Origin of the sequence: Companilactobacillus halodurans (assembly GCF_009600985.1) — a bacterium.
GTDB lineage: Bacteria > Bacillota > Bacilli > Lactobacillales > Lactobacillaceae > Companilactobacillus > Companilactobacillus halodurans.
Window position 1 is genome coordinate 1 of the sequence record NZ_VDFP01000204.1, and the last position, 1,185, is coordinate 1,185.

Consider the following 1,185-nt stretch of genomic DNA (forward strand, 5'->3'; position numbering starts at 1 on the left):
AGAGCTTTTAAAAATATTTGCCGATTACGTTAATACCCATAAACCAAATAAACTCAAAAACGATCAACCTAATAACTAGGCCGATCGTTTTTATTTTCAGGATTATTTTTTGGCTTAACTTCTAGATTGTTTTTAGCAAAGTCTTTGAGATGGTTTTGGGTTCTTTTACTAATCTCGTCTTCAACTAGTTTAAGTTCTAATTTATCCGTTTTTTTAGTTGCTTGTACATCTGGTTTAATTCATTAGCACTTAATTTTTTGTTTGCTCGAATTTGTAATCCTTGAATACCATTATCATATGTCCACTGTTTAATTTTAGTCATGTCATTAGTCTGATAATAATTGGCAATTAGTTCGTTCCATTGATCCCACTTATCTAACGGCACATTGATTAAGCCTGCACCACCGTCAATCATAATTTTATTAGCACTTAAAGTTGCCGTCCTTTTGTTCCCGTCCCAAAAGATTTGTTGGCGCATATTATGATACATGACAGTCAATGCTTTATCAGTAATCGTCGTTCGTGGATCAGCCAAGATTTTTTGTAAAAAGGATTGTTCTTGTTTTTCGTTAATTAAAGGTGGTTCAAAAAAGTCTTCACTACCTAAATCAACTCCTCCTTTCCCTTGCCGTAATTCTCCCGGTACTAAGGCGTCTTCCGCTGCCACAATCTTGTTGATTTGTTTTTCCATGGTTAACGTTAAAGGGGAATTTTGAGCAGTGATATATTGCCACCCACGCTTTAAATTAACAATCGTCAAAACATCTTCAACAGGTACTCCTGCTACGCTCATACCGTCCATAATAGTTTGTGTTTGTGGCAAAGTGGTATTAACGCCTTCAAAGCGAGCATTAGTATGCACTAACTTGGTAAAATTTGCTCGGGCAAACCGATGGTTTTCTGCAGCTGTGAATTTATACTTGTCCATATATGTTCGTGTCTTAGCCATATTTTGTGCCTCCTTTTTATTTCAGTCACTGATTATTTGACCTGTCCATGTTAAATCACAAAATGCTTTTCGTTGATAATTTACTCTTGGCGCTTATCTAAGAGGTAAGTGTGTAACGCGTCAAACAGCTTGCGTTTATCAGGATCTGGATTATGAGCTGCTTGCTCCCAAATGTCTTGAATATCGACTGCCCATGGGTCAGCCAGCAATTGATCAATTGTTTCGACTTCTTTGCT

At 36.8% G+C, this 1,185-nt stretch carries 1 protein-coding gene; it reads right to left on the reverse strand.

The genetic code is table 11. The features are described from left to right. Positions 1 to 196: 196 nt before the first annotated feature. Entirely contained in the window at positions 197 to 949 is a 753-nt protein-coding gene (locus FHL06_RS13640; RefSeq protein WP_153387189.1) for a Fic family protein, read from the reverse strand. Positions 950 to 1,185 lie beyond the last annotated feature (236 nt).